We start from the raw sequence: 21,170 nt of genomic DNA on the forward strand, positions 1-21,170 counted from the left end.
ACTGCGCCACAGCCTTGGCAGGCCATCGCGCAGCGATTTTGTTCAATCGGGATTTATCAGGGACAGGCAATTCTGTTAAGTGACATCAAGAAATCTGATGGCACACCGGTATTTGTAAATGGTCAGACATATACAATTGTTGAAACAGATACAAACGGAACAGAATTCAATGGTATAGGACAAAAAGGCGATTTGCAGAGTGTAAACAAATATACATTCAAATATTATGATTCAAATCAGATATCAATCGTTGTTCAAAACAAATCGTCAGGTTATGAACTTCCGTCAACGGGAGGAACAGGAACCACCGGTTACTTTGCAGTAGGCGCGGCACTTATGTGTCTGGCAGCACTGCTTTATGGATATCAGATGAGGCGTAAGCGGGAAAGGGGGACGAACTAAGCCTCGCTTTCCGGCAATAATAAGCCAGAAGATATCCGATATAAAATGTAACAACAAACTCACAAAGTAAAATATTAAAGGTAAAGGAGAAAAACAAATGAAAAAGATGAAGAAACTTTTATCATTAGTACTCTCAGTTGCTATGATAGTTGCAATGGGAGTCACAGTATTTGCCGATGAGGCACCAACTTACACATTGACAATTTATAATGAAAAATCAGGACATACATATGAAGCTTACCAGGTATTTGCAGGAGATTTATCTAAGAATACATTATCTAATGTACAGTGGGGCACAGGCGTTAATGGAGAAGCACTGCTTACTGAACTGAAAACAAACGATAACTTAAAAAGTGACTTTGAAAATTGCACAGATGCCAAGAGTGTAGCAGAAAAATTAGCTAAATTTGACAATAATTCTACAAAGTTAGATGCATTTGCAAAAATTGTAGCAAACCATATTAATGAAACTGCAACAGGTACTTCAAATTATAATGAGTCAGCTAAAAAATATACTATTTCTGGATTAGCAGCAGGATACTATTTTGTAAAAGATGCAACTACAGTTTCCGGAACTGATGCGCAGACAAAATTCATTGTACAGCTTTTAGGAAACAAAGAAGTAAGACCAAAATCTTCTGTACCAACAGTAGAGAAAAAAGTAAAAGAAACAAATGATACAACAGGAAGTGTAACATACTGGCAGGATGCAGCAGATTATGATATCGGTGACAATGTACCATTCCAGTTAACAGGAACAATGCCAAGCACACTTGCAGATTATTCTACATATTCTTACACATTTACAGATACTTTATCAGCAGGTCTTACACGTAATGATGATGTAAAAGTATATTTAGTAAATAAAGAAGAAGATAGAAGAGAGATAACAAGCTCATTTACAATCAGTAACGTTGATGAAGAAAAGAATACATTTACAGTAAGCTGTACTAATGTAAATGGAATTAAAGGAGTAACAGCAGCCAGCAAAATTGTTGTTGAGTATACAGCAAGATTAAATGAAAAAGCAGTAATCGGCGATACAGGAAACCCGAATAAAGTTGATCTGACATTCTCTAATAATCCGAACGGTGACGGAACTGGAAAAACTCCAGAGGATCAGGTAATTGTATTTACATACAAATTAGTAGCTAATAAAGTAGACAAAGATGGACATGATCTTGAAGGCGCAGGATTTACACTTTACAAGTTTGATAAAAAAGCAAACAAATATGTTGCTGTAGGAGAAGAGAATAAAGGAACAGATGAAAATCCACAGACTACATTTGAATTCAATCGTCTTGATGCAGGTAAATACAAACTTGTTGAGACAACTGTTCCAGCAGGATATAACAAAGCAGATGATATTGAATTTACAGTAGAAGCTACATATGAAGCAACATTAGATGAAAATGGAGTTAAGTCTACAGATGCTCCGAATTTAACTGGCCTGATTATTAAAGATGCAACCGGAAAGAAAATCAGTGAAGGAGAAGGAGCAGTATTTACAGTAAATCTTACAAATGGTTCTGCATCAACTGATGTAGTAAACGTAAGTGGTTCTATCCTTCCATCCACTGGTGGTATCGGTACTACAATCTTCTATGTAATCGGTGGTATCCTTATGATCGGTGCCGGTGTGCTTCTTGTTTCCAAGAAACGTACTGACAAATAGATCTGATTACAGAAGTCAGAAGAAATTAAACAAATAATTTATATATCTGAGGCAGTGCGCCGTCCTCCGGTGCACTGCTACAGGTGTTAAGAAAGGACTTATCTGGGATGAACTCAGAAATAAATATACAGCTTTAGGGAGAACGGTATGAAGAAGAATAGATCAAACATAATTTTAGCCATTATTTTTCTCATAGGGCTCTCCGTGATGCTGTATCCGTCATTTAGTAATTACTGGAATTCAAGAGTGCAGTCCAGGGCAGTAGCTTCTTACAACAATGATGTGCAGAAGATGTCCAAGCAGGATTACAAGAGAATGTTCCAGGAAGCGGATGATTATAACGAAGAACTGAACAAGATCGATCATCCTTTTGAAAACTATGGAGAGATTCCGGGATACGATGACATTTTAAATGTATCCGGAACCGGAATTATCGGGTACGTCACCATTGATAGAATTAAAACAGAACTGCCAATTTATCACGGCACATCGGAAGGTGTACTGCAGATTGGTGTCGGACATCTGGAAGGTTCCAGTTTTCCGGTGGGCGGTGTCGGAACGCATACCGTTCTGTCTGCGCATCGTGGTCTTCCGTCCGCAAAGCTTTTCTCGAATCTGGACGAGATGGAGGAAGGAGATACATTTCAGATTACAGTACTGAACCGTGTACTGACTTATCAGGTGGATCAGATCCACATTGTAGAGCCGGGCGACCTGGATGACTTACAGGTGGATCCGGAGAAGGATTACTGTACACTTATGACCTGTACTCCTTATGGAATCAATACCCATCGTCTCCTTGTCCGCGGTGTGAGAGTGGATGGAAGTGCAAATGCTTATGTTCCGGCGGATGCTTACCAGATCGAGCCAAATGTGGTGGCAGTTGCGACAACCATTACGATTACCGTCATCATGATAGTGATTTCATTTGTCATGTGGGCAGTAAAACGTAGAAAAGGGACGATAGTGGGAAAGAAACATGAAGAAGTTTAAGAAGATACTGCCGAATCTTCTGATCGGGCTGGTATTTCTTGTAGGACTTGGAATCTTTGCCTATCCTACAATCTCGGATCAGTGGAACAAATACCATCAGAGCCGGGCAATCGCCAGTTATGAAGATCAGGTAGAGAACATGTCGGAGGAAGATTTTTCAGCGGCATGGGCTGCGGCAGAAGAATATAATGCGACAATTACACAGAACACTTTCGATGGAGATGCATTTTCACAGGAAGAAAAGAATCTGAGAAATACGCCGTACTGGTCCGTACTGAATCTCAGTGACAACGGACTGATGGGATACATTTCCGTGCCGAAGATCAAGCAGAAGCTGCCAATCTATCACGGCACATCCGACGGAGTCCTTCAGATTGCAGCCGGACATTTATCCGGGACAAAGCTTCCAATCGGAGGAGAAGGCAATCACAGCGTCATTGCGGCGCACCGCGGACTGCCAAGTGCGAAGCTGTTCAGCGACCTGGATAAGATGAAGGTCGGAGATAAATTCTACATTCATGTGTTAGACCAGACGCTGGCATATCAGGTAGATCAGATCATGCCGATGGTGGATAAGAATGATACAGAGACGCTGACGAGTGCCATGCAGAATGTGGAAGGACAGGATTATGTGACATTATTTACCTGTACCCCATATGGAATCAACAGCCACAGATATCTTGTGCGCGGCGTCCGCACCGAGTATCACGGCGAGGATGATGAGAAAGTCAGTGATGAGACAATGCTCCAGTCCATTCAGGAATACTACATGTTATATGCATTGCTCGTTGTTGCAATATTGCTATTGTGCTTTACCACATTTAAAATGGTGAAGAGAAGACATAACAGTCACCCAAGGAGGGAAAAGAATGAGAAAAATGAAGGCAAATAAGAAATATCTGGCGGGAATAGCCGCGGTGGCATTGCTTGTTGCCGGAGTCAAGATACCGTCATTGTATGCGGCAAATGCCATTGAAGCGGACAGAGATTGTTCTTTGACTGTCCAGGTCGAAGATACCGCGGATTATGGGGAAGATTTAAAAAATGCTTCTATTGACGTAAAAGTATATAAGATTGCAGATATGGCACAGACGGGAGCATTTACATCAACGAAAGATTTTGCAGATCTGAAAGTGGAAGATGTCACTCCGGGAGAAGAGGACTGGCAGAAGACAGCTAAGGATGCCGAAAAGATAGTGGAGGACAAGCAGCTGGATGCTGACGGGGAATTCAATGTGGAAAACGGCTCTGGAATGTTGAAAACTCTTTCTCACGGACTCTATCTTGTGGAAGCCGCCGATACAGATACAGAGAATTATACTTATAAGTTCAATCCATACATCATTTCTCTTCCGGATAATCTGTATTATCAGTCAGGGGATGCAAAGGATGATGCATGGATCTACGATGTGACAACCGGACTGAAGCCGGAGCGTGAGAACCGTTACGGAAGCCTGAAAATCGTAAAAACATTACAAGAGTTCAATTCCTCTCTGAAAGAAGCGACCTTTGTATTCAGTGTGGAAGGAAAAGATAAAGACGGCAATGTAGTATACAGCAATGTGGCATCCACAACATTTGACGGGGCAGGTACGAAGGAAGCAGTGTTAGACAAGATTCCGGCGGGAGCCGAGCTTACGATCACAGAGGTCTACAGTGGAGCAAGCTACAAGCTGACATCGGATGAGACACAGACCGGAACAGTCGTGGCAGATGAGACGATCGAAGCTGATTTCAGCAATACATACAACAATGAGCTGAAGCCGGGATACGGAGTGACCAACCATTTTGAATACAGCGAAGACGACGGATGGCAGTGGTCACAGCAGAAAGACAACACCGAAGCACAGTAGTAAGGAGGGCCGGAGATGAAAGGCAAATATATAAAAAATAAAACATTCTGGCTCGGAGCAGCGGCCATAGTTCTGGCCGGGAGCGTATCTGTGCAGAGCGCCATGGCATATTTTACAACTTATGTAAAAGCGAAGGGCGGATATGAGATTACACTTGGATCACAGACCGAGATTCAGGAAGACGTCAAGAATATGACAAAAGAAATCAAGATTTCCAATACCGGTGAGACGGACTGTTATGTCCGGGTGAAAGTATTCTGCGGAAGTCAGCTGGATATCGAGTATTCCGGAGCAGTGGATGAGAAGGGAAATGCTTTCTGGACGAAGAGTGATGACGGATACTGGTATTACAAAGATATTCTTCCGGCAGGCGGTACAAGTGAAGTCCTGCAGGCAAAGATCAATCTTCCGGAAGATTATAAGGACAGCTTCAATGTCATCGTAGTCCAGGAGTGCACACCGGTTCAGTACAAGGAAGACGGTACACCGTATGCAGACTGGAATGCAAAGGTTGATACGAAGACCGATATCGGGGTTGCAGATCCTGCAAATAGAGAGGAGGCAGCCAGATAATGAAAAAGAAATTCAGACGGATCATGAGAAGTAAGAAAACAACGACAGTTCTTGCAGGAGCAGCGGTTGTTCTGCTGCTGGCAAGCGGAATCGGAAGTACAAGAGCGGCGCTGACATATTTTAGTGAGAACTACACGGCACAGGTAGAGATGAAAGATATCGGTGTGACACTGGAGGAGACATCCGCACAGGGCACAAAGGATATCAGCAGCCGCGATTACACGGGAAGCGGAGATAAGTGGAATACAACAGAAGGCGAGCTCCTCGGTGATATGCTGGAGGAATCCGACGGAAAGCTTCAGCTTGGACGTGCATACAAAGAAGAACTGTCCGTAAAGAACAGTGGAAATATTGACGAGTACGTCAGAGTCCGCGTATATAAGAACTGGACGAAAAAGGATGGAAGCAAGGAGACAAGCCTTTCCCCATCTCTGATTATTTTAAATCTGACACAGAACGGCTGGATCATTGACGAGGCAGCTTCTACCGAAGAGCGTACGGTTCTGTACTGGCCAAATATCCTGAAGGTGGGCGAATCTACAGCAGCACTTTCCGATACACTGACCATAGATCCTTCGATTGGTACAAAGGTAACAAAAAATACAGAGACAACCGATGGTGTGACAAAGACAACAACTTCATTTAACTATGACGGTGTGAAGTTCAATCTGGAAGCAGAAGTCGATGCCGTTCAGACACACAACGCCGCAGATGCAATCAAGAGCGCGTGGGGTGTGGATGTGAATGTAGCAGGAGACGGTTCCATCAGTCTTAAGTAGCAATGAGGAGGAGATAGGACATGAAAATGAAATGGCTTGCGCCGGTACTTGCGCTGCTTCTGGCAATCACGCCAGTGACGGCACATGCAGAAGACTTTACCGGTGGAGATGGCTGGAAGGTTTCCTTTGACGGGAAGAAGATGACCAGCACATTTAAAAATACAGATATTGATGATGAGATATACAAGCTTGAGCCGGGAGACACGGTAGATCTTCACCTGTCACTGAAAAATGAGTACAGCAAGGCAACAGACTGGTATATGACCAATGAGGTCTTAAAGAGTCTGGAGGATACCCAGAGTGTTGCAGAAGGTGGTGCTTATTCCTATATTCTGACTTACATCGGACCGGACGGAACAAAAGATGTGCTGTATAGCAGTGAAGAGGTCGGCGGTGAGACAAAGAATGCAAGTGGAGAAGGTCTGCACCAGGCGACCAACTCCCTGAAGGATTATTTTTATCTGGATCGACTGAAAGCAGGAGAGTCCGGAGAGATTACCCTGAAAGTCAAACTGGAAGGTGAGACGCAGGGCAATGCTTATCAGGATACACTTGCAAAATTACAGATGAACTTTGCAGTAGAACTGGCAGATGAAAGCTCCAATCCGCCATCTGACAGCAATAATCCGGATTCACCGAATTCATCAACCAGAACAAAGACTGTAAAGACAGGCGATAACAGCCAGATTTTACTGTTTTCTATTCTGGCATTAGTTGCCGGACTTGTATGCGCCGGAACCGCGATCCATAATATCCGCCAGCGCAGAAAAGCAGAAGAAAGAAGAGCACGCAGAAGGGGGAGAGACTAATGAAACTTCGTAAGATGTTAAAAACCGGACTCCTGACCGTGTGCATGATAGCCATGACGGCAGCACAGACGGGATTGCAGACTGTCTGGGCCGAAAAAGGCGGAAATGAAGCGGAGTACACCTACACCGTGACTTTATATTCCGGAAAAGAAGGAACATTTTCTGACGGAAGCGATGAAATCAAAATTACTGGACTCAAATATGGAGATGTAGTATCATTGGGACAGTATATTCCGTCTGTCAGTTTGAAGGATGCGGATAAATACTATGTCAGAGGTGTCCGTGAGAGCGGTAAAGATAATAATACAGTCAGCAACCCGGCATTTAAAGTCGAGAGTGACAGAGAATATGTGATTGCTTACGGAATCAAAGGCAATATGACAACATACACAGTGAATTATCAGGATCAGAATGGCAAGGATCTCTTACCAAGTGAGACATTTTACGGTGTCGTAGGTGATAAGGCGGTCGTAGCATTCCGCTATGTGGACGGATATCGTCCTCAGGCATACAATCTGTCTAAGACACTTAGCAGTAATACAGCGGAAAATGTACTGACATTTACCTACCAGAAGATTGCCCAGAATAACGGTAATAACGGCAATAATGGAGGTAATAATACTGGCAATGGAGATTCCAATACGCCGAATGATGCGAATAATGGCGGAAATGCCAACAATACAAACGGAACAACAGGAAATACAACTGATACCGGAACAGCGGCAGGAACTACAACGGGCAACACAAATGGTACGACATCAACAACAGCCACAGACAGTACACAGAATCAGACAGACACGGTGACTTCCTCAGATTCTGAGACTCCAAAAGACGAAATCAATCTGGATGATGAGAAGACACCGCTTGCCAATAAAAATCTGAAGAAAGCCAAGAGCCGTCCGGCGGGAATGATGTATGTTCTGATTGCAATTGCAGTGGCAGCGATTGCAGCGTTGATTACACTTCTGATTATGATGAAGAAAAAGGATAAAAAGAAACGTGAAGAATAAAAAAGAGCTGAACAAAAAATCCAAAGGGGCAGCGATATGCAATATAACAGGAGGATTACTGCTGGTAGCAGTAATCCTCCTGTGTGTGCCTCTTACAATACCAAGATTATTTGGGTGTCAGATCTATACCGTAGTCAGTGGAAGTATGGAGCCGGCAATTCCGACAGGAAGTATTGTCTATGTAAAAAGCACAGAAGCTTCTGAGATTAACAAAGACGAAGTCATTGCATTTTACAGTGACACAGATACCGGGGCGATTATTACCCACCGTGTCGTAAAGAATCAGGTCGTTTCCGGTGAGTTCATCACGAAAGGTGATGCCAACGAAAAAGAAGATGTGACACCGGTAGATTATGACCGGCTGATCGGAAAGGTCGTATTTTCCATGCCGGTACTTGGAAGCCTTCTGGCGATTGTGGCAGAGCCGGTTGGAAAGATAGCGGCGGTATGTCTGATTGTGGCAGCAGTGCTGCTTCGGATTGTAGGCGAGAGGCTGGAAAAAAAACATAATTCATTACGGTAAAGCGTTACAAGACTACATGGGAAAAATAAATTATAGTAAATTTTAAATGAGTTTATAGTAATATGGTTGCGCTCTGCTATAAGTATAAGTTATAATTATAGAAAACCAATGAGGTTTGCCGGAAAGTGAGAAGAGCCAATGGATATTATTGAAAATATTAAAAAGAGAAGTACGGAACTTACAAGAAAGCAGTATATGGTAGCAAAGTATATGGCTGATCATCCAGATGAGATGGCATATGTTACATTAAAAGAGCTGAGTCAGGACATCGGAGTGACAGAGATTACGATACTCAATACATGTGCATCCCTTGGCTATGAAGGCTTTACGCAGATCAAATATGAATTCCGAAAGGCAATTATTCAGAAGCAGAAGACAGATGTTCTGGATGACAGAAGTGTCTATACGGAGAAGGTTCCAAAATACGAACATGATAACCGGGAAAAGGTTCTGGTGGAGATTGGAGAGGAAGAGGTCAAAGCCATTACGGATTATTGGACCAATATTGACTTGAAGAAATATTTTGAAGCGGCAGATCTGATTTTGAACAGTAAACAGATTTTTATCTGCGGAAGAGGCATTTCCTGGACTATGGCAGAATATATGAAAAACAGACTTTCTTCCTGTGAAATTCTTGGAATCACTGTAAATACGGAATTGAATGATGATGTTTATGGAATGCTGAATGCTCTAACAGAAGAGTCATTGATTATACCGATTTCATTTCCGGACTATTACTTTATGACGACAAAGGTAACAGAGCGGGCCAGACTACAGAAGGCAAAGATACTGGCTATCACAGACCGCCCGGATACTGCAGTCGCACAGTGTGCAGATATTACACTGACAGCACCGACGATGACAAGAGTTTTTTTGAATACACTGACAGCACCGATGCTGATGTTGAATCTCCTCACTTCGGCTATCAAGCTGAAACAGGGAAAGACGGAACTTAATGATAATTAAATATATAATAAAAAAATAATTAAAGAATAATAACGGATTAGTAAAATAGACTGAAAATAAAGTGAAAATAAAGCGAAAGTAAAAGAAAAGTGGTGCAATATTACTGAAAATGTAGTATAGCACCACTTTTTAATGTGAAAATATAGACCTAAATTAAAGTATTTGATATAATATAGACAAATCTAATAGATACGACGAATAAAGGAGGGTAATCTATGAAAAAGAGAATTTTGAGCGCACTGCTTGCAGGAGTCATGATATTTTCACTGACAGCCTGTGGAGGTGGAAGCGACAAAAAGTCAGCAGACGGAACGTATTATAATACGTATCTGGACACAGATCCAACTACTATGGATCCAATCAAAGGAAACGATACCTACAGTATGGGAATCCTGAGAAACATTATGGAACCCCTGACACGTCTGGAAGAAGATGGAGACAAGCAGGAGCGTAAAGGCGCCGGAGCAGAATCCTGGGAGTCCAATGATGACGGCACAGTCTGGACATTCCATCTTCGTGATAATAAATGGTCAGACGGAGAGCCGGTGAAAGCAGAAGATTATGTATACGGAATGAAGCAGACACTGGATCCAAATGCCGGATCACCGAATGCATTTTACATCACATGTATTAAAAACGGTGAAGCAATCTACAATGGTGAAAAAGATGTTTCAGAACTTGGTGTAAAAGCAGTTGATGATAAGACACTTGAGATTACATTAGAGTATCCGGTACCATATTTCCTGTCACTGACAGATACAAGAGCTATGCTTCCTGTACGTCAGGATCTGGTAGAGAAATATGGAGAGAGCTATGGAGCCAATGCAGAGTCTATGGTTGGCTGCGGACCTTTCAAGATAACGAACTGGAAACGTAACTCCAAGATTGAATTAGCAAAGAACGAAAATTACTGGGATAAAGATTCTGTAAAATTAGACAAGGTAGATTATCAGATCGTGACAGATCAGACAGCAAGATTTAATTAATTTGACAGTGGATCACTGGATTATATCGCCTGTGCTGATAAAGAATGGATCGGAAGATTTGATAAGAAAGATAATGTTGATGTTGTAGAAGCACCGATTCCGACAGTAAGATTCGACTTCTTCAACTGCAAAGATGCTTTGTTTAGCAATGTAAATATCAGAAAAGCCTTTACAATGGCAGTAAACCGTGAAGATATGTGCTCTGTCATTTACAATGACATTCATAAACCAATGTATGGATGGATTCCTTACTCTGTATCAACTGGAGAGCTTGGTGAGTATCGTGATCAGGCAGGTGAGCCTCTGAAAGAAATCAAAGATGATCTGAAAGAACTGCTTCTGAAAGGTATGCAGGAATTAGGACTCGGAAGTGATCCATCTACACTGGATATTACTTATACATTAAGTGGTACAACTGAGTGGACAAGAAACTATGCAGCATATTGCCAGCAGATGTGGGAGAAAACTCTTGGAGTCAAAGTAGAGCTTGACTTTAATGAGTGGGGAACATTCCAGAGCAAGACCAATAACGGCGAATACCAGATGGGTATGATGACATGGGGAACAGATTATGATGATCCTATGGCAATGCTGGAAGTCTTTGCAGGCGGATCTAACATGGTTCCTGTATTCTGGCAGAATGAGCAGTATGACAGCCTCCTTGCACAGGCAAGAAAAGAAATGGATGAAAAGACAAGAGTTGACCTTTACAAACAGGCTGAAGATATCCTTCTTGCACAGGATTGTGTAATCAGCCCGAATGTAAATGAGTGCACACATTCTTATTATTACAAATATGTAAAAGGTTACAATAAGATGGCAAGTTCTACAAGTGGACTGAAATATGTTGATACAAGTTCAAGATAATAAGTTCAGAATCATAAGGTTTAGATAACAAGTAAAAATTATGCCGCCGCTTAAGAGAATGGAGCGGCGGCATTTTTAACAGGAGCGGATAATATGAAAAAATTTCTTGTAAAAAGAATCGGCTATATGCTCATTACACTCGTAATTATCATTACGGCCACATTCTATATGATGCACAGCATTCCGGGAGATCCACTGGCTCACATGGCAAGAAATCTTCCAGAACAGACGAAAGCAAATTATTATGCAAAATACGGGCTGGACAAGTCCACAACAGAGCAATACGGAATTTTCATGAAGAATCTGATAACAAAAGGTGATCTCGGAGAATCACTGAAATACCCTGGAACCTATATTACGGATACATTACTTGAGAATTCGAGAGTATCCGCAACTCCGGGAGGTCTGGCTCTGATTATTGGAATCTTTATCGGTGTTATTCTTGGAATTGTGGCGGCGCTGCACAAAAACAAGTGGCCCGATTACATAGTCATGTTCATAGCGATTCTGGGTATTACGGTTCCAGTCTTCGTACTGGCATCGCTCCTGCAGTTCGTATTCTGTGTACAGCTGGGAGTGCTGCCAACAACCGGATGGGGAAGCTGGAAAAATGTAATACTTCCGACGGTAGTATTAAGTTTCGGAACCATTGCAACATATGCACGATATGTAAAATCCAATATGCTTGATGTAATGAATCAGGATTACATTCTGACAGCAGAGGCAAAAGGAGTCAGCAGATTTAATGTCATCCGCAAACATGTTATGAAAAATGCTTTTCTTCCATGTATGACACTTCTGGTAGGTCAGGTATCAGGAATTTTTACAGGATCATTTGTTGTAGAAAAAATATTTGGAATTCCGGGACTCGGATTTTATTATATCAATTCAATTAATGACCGAGATTATACGATGATTATAGGAACAACTGTATTTGCAGCATTTTTATTTGTATTTGTACAGCTGATCGTAGACATTGCATATACAGTGCTGGATCCTAGAATCCGGGTTGATTAGGAGGAAGGTACATGATGGAAAACCAGAATACATTTGATATGACAGAAAATATTCCTGATGAAAAATTTCAGATTATCGGACTGGAAAAAGATGCAGAGGTCCCGGTTCGTCCGAGAATTGGATATTGGGCGGATGCATGGAGAAGATTTAAAGAAAATAAAGTAGCCCTTGTGGCAGGTATCATTCTTCTCGTTCTTATATTCTTCATTATTTTCGGACCTGCTATCAGCGGATACGGATATGAGAAGATTGACGCAAATGCAATCAACCAGGGACCAAGTGCAGCTCACTGGTTCGGAACCGATGATCTTGGACGAGATCTGTTCGCCAGAGTGTGGCAGGCAGGACGTGTCTCTCTTCTAATCGGTATTACAGGAGCGCTTGTAGCCAGTCTGATCGGAAGTATCTATGGAGGTATTGCAGCATACTTCGGAGGAATTGTGGACGATATCATGATGCGTATCGTAGAAGTTCTTTTAAGTATTCCGTATCTTCTGATTGTTATCCTGATTTCCGTAGTGACAGACAGCAAGAGCCTTGGAACAATGCTGATTGCACTGACGCTGACCGGCTGGTGCGGAATCGCCAGACTGGTGCGTGGCCAGATGCTTCAGTTAAAATCACAGGAATTTGTTCTTGCGGCAAATGCACTCGGCGTATCACCGATGAAGATTATTATCAAGCATATGATTCCAAATACACTGGGAATGATCATTGTAGCCATCACATTTGACATTCCGGGATATATTTTCTCAGAGGCATTCTTAAGTTATGTAGGACTTGGAATCCAGCCGCCACAGACGAGCTGGGGAGCACTTGCTTCCGCGGCACAGCAGAATTTTATGTTCTATCCGACACAGCTTTTGTTCCCTGCAATTATGATTGCACTTACAATGCTTAGCTTTACATTGCTTGGTGACGGACTTCGTGATGCACTGGATCCGAAACTTAGAAAATAGTCTGGAGGTCGATGAAGATGGAAAATGAAAAAGTATTAGAAGTGGATAATCTGCATGTCTCCTTTCAGACTTATGCAGGAGAAGTCAAGGCTGTCCGTGGTGTCAGCTTTGAATTGAAAAAAGGTGAGACTCTCGCATTCGTAGGAGAGTCCGGTTGTGGAAAGACAGTAACTGCTAAAGCGGTCATGCGTCTTCTGAAGCCGCCGTTCGCAGAGATTAAGCCGGAGTCAAAGATTGTCTGTAACGGAAAAGATGTCATGAAAATGACGGATAAAGAATTATATAAGTTCCGTGGGGATGAGATTAGTATGATCTTTCAGGATCCGATGACTTCCCTGAATCCGACAATGAGTATCGGAAAGCAGATCATGGAAAGTCTGATCATTCACTGCGGTATGAATAAGGCAGAAGCAAAAAAAGAAGCAATCCACATGCTGGAAATGGTAAAAATCCCAAGCTCGGAATCAAGAATTGATAATTATCCGCACGAATTATCCGGTGGCATGAGACAGCGTGTCATGATTGCCATTGCACTGGCATGTAATCCGAAGATATTGATTGCAGATGAACCGACGACAGCCCTCGATGTTACCATCCAGGCACAGATTATGGATTTGATGCGTGAATTGAAAGAAAAGATGAACACAGCGATCATTCTTGTTACACACGATCTTGGAGTCGTAGCAAATTTTGCAGACCGTATTCAGGTCATGTATGCAGGACAAGTCGTAGAAAGAGGAACTGCAAGAGAGATTTTCTACGAAAGTAAGCATCCGTATACATGGGCGCTATTAAGCTCTGTCCCGAAAGTTACCAATGAGTCAAAGGAAGAACTGTATGCATTAAAAGGGACTCCTCCGGATCTCCTGCTTCCGCTGCATGAGTGTCCGTTCGCATCCAGATGTGAATATTGTATGGGAATCTGTAAAGAGAGAAATCCGATGGAGACATCTTTAAGTGATACACATAAGGTGTCATGCTGGCTGCAGCATCCAAAAGCACCGAAGGTAAAATCCTTCTATGATAAGGAGGCAAAATAATGGATCAGAATAATTATATCTTTGAAATAGAGGACCTCTGTAAATATTTCCCGGCAGGGAAGAAACAGGTCGTAAAAGCTGTAGACGGGATCAATCTGAAGATCCGCAAAGGAGAGACAGTTGGTCTTGTCGGGGAATCCGGCTGTGGAAAGACAACTTGTGGAAGAACCATTATTAAGCTGTATGAGCCGACAAAAGGAAAGATTCTGTTCGAGGGAAAGGATGTATCCAAGCTTCACGGAAAGAGCCTTCTGTCATTCAAAAAAGATGTCCAGGTCATTTTCCAGGATCCCTATGCATCTTTGGATCCGCGTATGACGATCGGAGAAATCATCAGTGAAGGCATGCATGTACATTTGAAAATTTCTCAGAAAGAAATGGATGAAAGGGTCGCAGATCTGTTAAATAAAGTAGGTCTGAATGCAGAGTATGCCAACCGTTTTGCACATGAGCTCTCCGGAGGACAGAGACAACGTGTCGGAATTGCCCGCGCATTGGCTGTTGAACCAAAGTTTATAATGTGTGATGAACCAATCTCTGCGCTGGACGTATCCATCCAGGCACAGGTTGTCAATTTGCTGATCAAATTGCAGAAAGAGATGGGACTGACCTATCTGTTTATTTCCCATGATCTGTCTATGGTAAAACATATTTCTGACAGAGTCGGAGTCATGTATCTTGGATCTTTTGTGGAACTGGCAAGTAATGAAGTACTGTATTCTTCTCCGAAGCATCCATATACGCAGGCCCTGATTTCTGCAATTCCGGAGGCAGATCCGGATTATGAGAGTCAGAAAGAGAGAACAAAACTGGAAGGAGAGGTACCAAGTCCCCTGAATCCGCCGTCTGGCTGCAAATTCCGTACCAGATGCAAATATGCGACTGAACGCTGCGCAAAAGAAGTACCGGAATTCCGAGAGGTAGAGCCGAATCATTTTGTTGCATGTCATTTGTTTGATAATGACGGAAAAAAATAAATTTATTTTAAACAGACCTTGTCAAAGAGATCTGAATGTAACGTATAAAAAGGAGGAAAAGACATGCTCAGTCAGAATATGACAGATAAGATCATAGACTATATCATGTCTCATGGTGGAGATTTTGCAGAAGTGTTTGCAGAACATACAAGACGAGATCAGCTTGCCATGACAGGTGGAAATATGTCAGAGGCACTGGCAGGAATCGAATCGGGCGTCGGAATCCGTATATTTTCCGGAACCCGGTGTGCGTATCTCTACACAGAAGATGAGAGGGAAGAGAATCTTTTCCGTCTGTTAAAAGAAAACTGGAAAGCAGGAAATCCGGTAAGACCGGACTGGAAGCACACTCTGGTAAATCAGAAAATATATGACAGCAGAACAGAATATTTTCAGAATGCCACTGTCAAAGATAAGATAAAACTTATGGAAAGATGCGACAGGGCAGGGCTTGCTTACGACAGCAAGATTTCCCAGATGTATTTGAAATATCTCGATATGGATCAGCACGTGCAAATTGCAAATTCAGAAGGACTTTACACGGAAGACCATCGCATGAAGACCCGTTTATATATTGAGGCAGTTGCAAGAAACAATCAGGATGTGCAGAGCAGTTATTATGGACCGGGTGCGATGGGAGGATATGAGTTCCTGGAGCAGGTAAATGTTGAAGCCTGTGCCGGAAAAGTTGCAAAAAATGCTATCCGCCGTCTTGGCGCAAAACCTTGTCCGACAGGGAAAATGCCGGTCATTATAGCAAATGGTTTTGGAGGACTGTTTTTTCACGAGGCGTGCGGTCATTCACTGGAAGCAACCTCCGTTTCGGATAACGGAAGTGAATTTTCAGGAAAACTTGGAAAAAAAGTAGCATCATCAAAAGTAACGCTGATTGACGACGGGAGCATCCGTGACGGCTGGGGTTCAGGCATGATTGACGACGAAGGAGAACTGACCAGAAAAAATGTACTGATCGAGGATGGAATCCTGAAGAATTATCTTGTGGACCGGCTGAATGGAAAGAAGCTGGGGCTTCAGGCAAATGGCAGCAGCCGCCGTGAAAGTTACCGCTTTGCTCCGGTGGCAAGAATGAGCAATACCTATATTGCACCGGGAACTGATGATGTGAAAAAAATGATTGCATCTGTAGAAAAAGGAATTTATGTAAAGAGTATTAATGCAGGATCGGTAAACAGTATTACAGGAGAATTCAATTTCAACACGGGAGAGACATTCCTGATTGAACATGGAGAAATTACAGTTCCACTTCACAGTGCGACTTTGATCGGAACCGGTGGAGATATTCTTCAGAAAGTCGAACAGGTCGGAAATGATTATGAACTTGGCCAGGGATTCTGTTATGCCGGCAGCGGGGCTATTTATATAGGAGCAGGACAGCCGACTGTAAAAGTATCAGAGATGACAGTAGGAGGAGATGAGATATGTTAGATAGCAGAGAAAAAGAAGAAATGAAAACGCTATCCGAAGCGCTTGAAAAAGCAGGGTATACTCAGATTTCCTATCAGATTGTGCACACTACATCCAGAATGACCAGTGTGAGAGGGCCGGAGTCTGTAAAAATGCAGGATAGTAAAGATGCAGTTTATATTGTAGAGGCTGTTCGGGATGGAAAAAGAGGAAAATCCTACTGGAGTGCACTGCCGGACAGTGAGTCACTGATTTCTATGATCCAGGAGAATATAGATGCTCTGGGAGAAAAGAGTGTTGGGAAAAGCTGCGCTGAAAATGTGGATAACTCTGAAAATTCAAAGATGATCTGTGGACAGCAACAGGCAGAGTCTTTTGTATGGGAAGATCATGAAGAAGTTCTTGATATACTTCAGGAAGCCAAGAAAAAGGCTTATGAATTTCCACAGACGGATCTTGTAGAGAATCTCGGATACGAACAATACCTGGAAGAAATCTATGTGCTGGGTCCTGGAAAAAATATTCTTATGGATGCAACCGGCTATCACAGCCTCCGGGCAGATATGAAAGCCGAAAAAGGAAAATCCGTGTCATACGCCAGAGGCTGCCGTTATGGAAAATCCCTGCATGATATCGGTGCAGTAAATCTGGCATTGACTGTGGCAGAAGAAGCCGGTGCTGGAATTGGCGCAAAACCAATCAAGTCCGGGAAATATCCTGTTATTTTAAAAAATTCTGTTATGGCAGAACTGCTGGAAGCTTATATTCCGGCATTTTATGCAGATCGAATTAAGAATGCCAGAAGCGCAATTGCAGGTTTCGAAGGAAAAAGAATTGCAGCGGAAAATGTAACTTTAAAAGAAATCCCGGATTTGAAAAAGGGAAGAATCTGCCGTCTGATTGACGATGAGGGAATTCAGGTAAAAGAAAAATATCTGATTAAAGATGGAATTTTTGAAACAAAATTAGTAAACCGGCAAATGGCAGAAGAATTAAAAATTGAACCAACCGGAAATGGATTTAAAGAATCACCGAAATCCGATGTCGGAATTGGAATTACCAATGTAATTCTGAAACCGGAATACGACCGGGAGAAAGAAGAAAAATGGTCCATTTTAGACTTGAAGAAAAAAATGGGGCATGGTATTCTTGTAACCGATGTAGATGGAGTATTTGCCGGAACCAATGTAATGAATGGAACATTTTCTCTGATTGTAAAAGGAAGAAAGATTGAAGACGGACAGGAGAAAGATGCATTTTGCCAGGTGACCATTGCAGGTAATTTCTTCGAAATGCTTCAGCATATTCAGGGAATGGCAGACGATTACACATCTACATATCCAGATTGCGCGAGTGTTATGGCTCCATCTGTCTATGTAGGGGAATTGGCAGTATCCGGAATATAACGACGGATAGTATGGTCTGATTGTTATGCGCCCGCGAATCTTGAAGTATGTGATTTCGGAGGAAAAAGATAGTGGAAAACAAAAACCAGACAATGTTACAGCGGGGAATAACATTGCTGACAGTCATTATAGGAAATGCAATGTATGCAGCGGTGGCGGTATTATTTCTGCTTCCGTCAGGACTGCCGACCGGAGGAACGACAGGAATTGCACTGCTGGTACACAAATTAACAGGAGCATCTGTCTCCATGTTCGTATTAGGATTTAATGTTGTGATGCTGATCGTAGGATTTCTGTTTCTCGGAAAGAAATTCGCATTTACGACCATTGTAAGTACATTTACTTACCCAATCTGCCTGGAGCTGTTCGGACAGATTTTTGCAAACTTGCATCTGACAGACGATATGTGGCTGAATACTTTATTTTCCGGACTTGGAATCGGAATCGGTCTCGGAATCGTCATTCGTATGGGGGCATCCACCGGAGGTATGGATATACCACCGCTGATTCTGAATAAATATTTAAAGATACCGGTATCTGTAAGCCTGAATGCTTTTGATATCTGTATCCTGCTCGGTCAGGCTATCCTCATACCGCCTGAAATGCTGTTATATGGAATGATTCTTGTCATGACCTACACAACAGTGCTGAACAAAGTATTGCTCTTTGGAGGCTCTAAAATGGAGGTCAAGATCATCAGTAACAATCCGGAACCAATCCGTCAGGCAATCATCGGGCATCTGGACCGTGGCCTTACGATTCTGCGGGCAGAAGGAGGATATTTACAGGAAGACCGCCAGGTACTTCTCGTTGTAGTGTCTAATCGTGAATTACACCAGCTGGAGCGCATTGTAAAGCAGATTGATCCGGAGAGCTTCGTCATTGTAAGCGAGGTCAGAGAAGTACGTGGACGCGGCTTCTCCATGACAAAGGAACATAGAAGCCAGGAAGGAAAAATAATTACATCCAATATTGAATAAAATATTCTGAAAAAAATGATTGACATTAGGGTGAACCTCTAGTATAATCATTTTTGCTGGAGAAATACTCAAGAGGCTGAAGAGGCGCCCCTGCTAAGGGTGTAGGTCGGGTAACCGGCGCGAGGGTTCAAATCCCTCTTTCTCCGTGACTAAGAGATTTGGAAGAAATTCCAAATCTCTTTTTTTCGTATAATAGAAAATTGGATATTCTACTATATTATCTCTTTTTGCACTTCTAAAGATTTATAATTGCAAACTGTATTTGTATGAGTTACTATTTTCTTAACAAGACTGGATATTTTCATTATAAAAAGCAGAAGCAAAGAAGAGGAGAAATGGTATGGACGATAAAGAACTTGGACGTATGCTTCGATTAGAGAAAGTTGTGGATGGGGCAGCAGGCAGTCATGGGGATGTATCTGCCTCAGAGAAAAACAATGGAACAGTGGATGCATTTTCGCAGGAAAAGACAAAAGATGAATTATTAAAGGAAAAGCATGACCAGCTCAAATTCCGCCTGAAGAAAAGAATCCGGCCGGAAGTATTTGCACGAATGCCGGAGGAAATACAAGATTTCTTAATAGAAATGGATCCGACAGATATGAAGGAAGTATACATTTCCACATTACTGAATCTTCCGTGGGAGTCTGAATTTAAAGTTCCTGAAATTGAACTCATGGAAGCCAAGACAATGCTGGACAATTCACATTATGCCATGAAAGATGTAAAAGAAAAGGTATTACGTTATATGGCATGTCAGAAATATCTGGGAAAGAATTACGGAGCTGTTATGCTGCTTGCAGGCCCGCCGGGGGTAGGAAAGACGTCTATCGCGGTTTCCATTGCAAAGGCGATGGGAAGACCGTGCGTGAAGATATCTCTGGCCGGAGTATCAGATGCATTGTTCCTGCGCGGCACACAGACCGTGTTTAATAATGCAAAGCCTGGACGAATTGTAGATGCATTGGTGCATGGAAAAAGCTTTTGTCCGCTAATCTTGCTGGATGAAATTGACAAGATGGGAAGTTCTATCGAACACGGATGCCCGGAAAATGTATTGCTTGATATATTGGACAGTGACCGCTCAAAATTTGTAGATAACTATCTGGGATTCCCGCTGGATCTGTCAAATGTAATCTTTATAGCAACGGCCAATAGCCTGGAACCTTTGTCACCGATATTGCAGGATCGTCTGGATATCGTAGAACTGCCTCCTTATACATTAGTAGATAAGAAAGAAATTGTAAAAGGTTATATCTGGCCGAAACTGATTCGAGAGTATCAGATAGAAGATGTGGACCTGGAGGAAGATGCAATCGAAGAACTCATTGCATTATGCCCGGAGGAAGGAGTCCGTGATCTGGAGAGAATCTGCAGAAAAATATGTGAGTCAGTTATCAGTCTATATTATGTAGAAGGAAGTCTCATAAAGAACATCAAAGCCGAGAATCTTGCAAAGATTATGGGACCGATTTATTATAGGTAGAATCGTACATGAGCTTTTATAGCATGTTTTGAATTATAGCTCATCTCGAAAAAACAAGCACTATATTTTGTAGGTAATGAATATGTAAATACTAAGTATAGGTATGGAAAATTAATGAGAAAAAGATGTAAAAAAAGAATGAAAAAAGATGAATAAAAGTATTGACATCTGGTTGTCTAGATGATATTATAACTAAGCTGATTCGCAAGAAAACACTTCTTAAGAATCAAAAAAAGAATAAAAAAGTTGTTGACAAGAGTTGATAACTATGATATTCTAGATAAGCTGTTTAAAACGACAGAGATGTTCAAAAATAAACAGTAAAAAATAAATTAAAAAAGTTGTTGACAAGCGGTTGCGAATGTGATAATATAAATGAGCTGTCGCAAGACAACAAAGAAAAAGAACCTTGATAATTAAATAATAGACAACAACCCTGAAGAT

At 42.1% G+C, this 21,170-nt stretch carries 19 protein-coding genes, 1 tRNA gene and 1 pseudogene; all 21 read left to right on the top strand.

Going from position 1 to position 21,170, the window contains the following annotated elements:
• Positions 1–402 (top strand): LPXTG cell wall anchor domain-containing protein (locus LI149_RS13310; RefSeq protein WP_227143483.1); only part of this gene is annotated, 402 nt, incomplete at its 5' end.
• Positions 403–499: 97 nt separating this feature from the next.
• Complete coding sequence (locus LI149_RS13315; protein WP_227143484.1) at positions 500–2,077, top strand: isopeptide-forming domain-containing fimbrial protein; 1,578 nt, start codon at positions 500–502, stop codon at positions 2,075–2,077.
• 147 nt (positions 2,078–2,224) lie between these two features.
• Positions 2,225–3,070, top strand: a complete 846-nt coding sequence (locus LI149_RS13320; RefSeq protein ID WP_227143485.1) for a class C sortase — start codon at positions 2,225–2,227, stop codon at positions 3,068–3,070.
• Positions 3,057–3,962 carry a class C sortase gene (locus LI149_RS13325; RefSeq protein WP_227143486.1) on the top strand — a complete coding sequence of 302 codons (906 nt, stop codon included), beginning with the start codon at positions 3,057–3,059 and terminating at the stop codon, positions 3,960–3,962. The genes LI149_RS13320 and LI149_RS13325 overlap by 14 nt, the downstream gene beginning before the upstream one ends.
• Positions 3,940–4,923, top strand: a complete 984-nt coding sequence (locus LI149_RS13330) for a DUF5979 domain-containing protein (protein WP_227143487.1) — start codon at positions 3,940–3,942, stop codon at positions 4,921–4,923. The genes LI149_RS13325 and LI149_RS13330 overlap by 23 nt, the downstream gene beginning before the upstream one ends.
• Positions 4,924–4,938: 15 nt before the next feature.
• Positions 4,939–5,496, top strand: coding sequence for a hypothetical protein (locus tag LI149_RS13335; RefSeq protein WP_227143488.1), 558 nt, complete (start codon positions 4,939–4,941; stop codon positions 5,494–5,496).
• Positions 5,496–6,275, top strand: a complete 780-nt coding sequence (locus tag LI149_RS13340; protein ID WP_227143489.1) for a hypothetical protein — start codon at positions 5,496–5,498, stop codon at positions 6,273–6,275. Before LI149_RS13335 ends, LI149_RS13340 begins: the two co-directional genes overlap by 1 nt.
• Positions 6,276–6,295: 20 nt before the next feature.
• Positions 6,296–7,084, top strand: coding sequence for a sortase B protein-sorting domain-containing protein (locus LI149_RS13345; protein WP_227143490.1), 789 nt, complete (start codon positions 6,296–6,298; stop codon positions 7,082–7,084).
• Positions 7,084–8,094 carry a MucBP domain-containing protein gene (locus LI149_RS13350; RefSeq protein WP_227143491.1) on the top strand — a complete coding sequence of 337 codons (1,011 nt, stop codon included), beginning with the start codon at positions 7,084–7,086 and terminating at the stop codon, positions 8,092–8,094. Before LI149_RS13345 ends, LI149_RS13350 begins: the two co-directional genes overlap by 1 nt.
• The gene (locus tag LI149_RS13355; protein WP_227143492.1) at positions 8,084–8,617 is read left to right on the top strand and encodes a signal peptidase I; all 534 of its coding nucleotides are present in this window, start codon (positions 8,084–8,086) and stop codon (positions 8,615–8,617) included. The genes LI149_RS13350 and LI149_RS13355 overlap by 11 nt, the downstream gene beginning before the upstream one ends.
• Positions 8,618–8,755: 138 nt before the next feature.
• Positions 8,756–9,583, top strand: a complete 828-nt coding sequence (locus LI149_RS13360) for a MurR/RpiR family transcriptional regulator (RefSeq protein ID WP_227143493.1) — start codon at positions 8,756–8,758, stop codon at positions 9,581–9,583.
• Positions 9,584–9,987: 404 nt separating this feature from the next.
• A pseudogene (locus LI149_RS13365) lies at positions 9,988–11,436 on the top strand (peptide ABC transporter substrate-binding protein).
• A gap of 93 nt (positions 11,437–11,529) precedes the next feature.
• On the top strand, positions 11,530–12,453 hold the full coding sequence (locus tag LI149_RS13370) for an ABC transporter permease (protein WP_227143494.1): 924 nt from the start codon (positions 11,530–11,532) through the stop codon (positions 12,451–12,453).
• A gap of 11 nt (positions 12,454–12,464) precedes the next feature.
• Entirely contained in the window at positions 12,465–13,412 is a 948-nt protein-coding gene (locus LI149_RS13375; protein WP_331464074.1) for an ABC transporter permease, read from the top strand.
• A gap of 17 nt (positions 13,413–13,429) precedes the next feature.
• Complete coding sequence (locus tag LI149_RS13380) at positions 13,430–14,452, top strand: ABC transporter ATP-binding protein (protein ID WP_227143495.1); 1,023 nt, start codon at positions 13,430–13,432, stop codon at positions 14,450–14,452.
• Complete coding sequence (locus tag LI149_RS13385; protein ID WP_227143496.1) at positions 14,452–15,429, top strand: ABC transporter ATP-binding protein; 978 nt, start codon at positions 14,452–14,454, stop codon at positions 15,427–15,429. Before LI149_RS13380 ends, LI149_RS13385 begins: the two co-directional genes overlap by 1 nt.
• 63 nt (positions 15,430–15,492) lie before the next feature.
• On the top strand, positions 15,493–16,875 hold the full coding sequence (locus LI149_RS13390) for a TldD/PmbA family protein (protein WP_227143497.1): 1,383 nt from the start codon (positions 15,493–15,495) through the stop codon (positions 16,873–16,875).
• The gene (locus LI149_RS13395) at positions 16,869–18,260 is read left to right on the top strand and encodes a metallopeptidase TldD-related protein (RefSeq protein WP_227143498.1); all 1,392 of its coding nucleotides are present in this window, start codon (positions 16,869–16,871) and stop codon (positions 18,258–18,260) included. Before LI149_RS13390 ends, LI149_RS13395 begins: the two co-directional genes overlap by 7 nt.
• 71 nt (positions 18,261–18,331) lie before the next feature.
• The gene (locus LI149_RS13400; protein ID WP_227143499.1) at positions 18,332–19,240 is read left to right on the top strand and encodes a YitT family protein; all 909 of its coding nucleotides are present in this window, start codon (positions 18,332–18,334) and stop codon (positions 19,238–19,240) included.
• 58 nt (positions 19,241–19,298) lie between these two features.
• A tRNA-Ser gene (locus tag LI149_RS13405) sits at positions 19,299–19,386 on the top strand.
• Positions 19,387–19,580: 194 nt separating this feature from the next.
• Positions 19,581–20,726 (top strand): AAA family ATPase, encoded by a 1,146-nt coding sequence (locus tag LI149_RS13410; RefSeq protein ID WP_227143500.1) that lies wholly within the window; start codon positions 19,581–19,583, stop codon positions 20,724–20,726.
• Positions 20,727–21,170: the final 444 nt, after the last annotated feature.

This window comes from Dorea sp. 210702-DFI.3.17 (genome assembly GCF_020560825.1).
Taxonomy (GTDB): Bacteria; Bacillota; Clostridia; order Lachnospirales; family Lachnospiraceae; genus Dorea; species Dorea formicigenerans.